Below are 248 nucleotides of genomic sequence, written 5' to 3' on the forward strand. Positions count from 1 at the left end.
TTATTAGACAACGAATCTGGCCCTCTATCGACTTTGAATGAGTGGGCTAAAGAACAAGAAAAACGAAACCCAGTGCCTGTAGCTGAACCAGTGCAAGAAGAAAAAGCGATTAGCACAGAGCAAAAATTAGCTGAGAATTCAGCTGTAACGGCTCCAAAATCAGAAACTAATAATTCGGCACCAGCCGCAGTTGCTAGCCAGGTTAGTATTGGTAATGCTGATATTGCCTCAGATACAGCGTATTTAAG

Annotated in this window: 1 pseudogene; it reads left to right on the forward strand. The window is 42.3% G+C overall.

The window, feature by feature from the left end:
- Positions 1 to 248 (forward strand): annotated as a pseudogene (locus AAEY57_RS20705) (hypothetical protein); the annotation flags it as partial.

Origin of the sequence: Pseudoalteromonas sp. MER144-MNA-CIBAN-0113, from assembly GCF_040308965.1 — a bacterium.
Lineage (GTDB): Bacteria > Pseudomonadota > Gammaproteobacteria > Enterobacterales > Alteromonadaceae > Pseudoalteromonas > Pseudoalteromonas tetraodonis.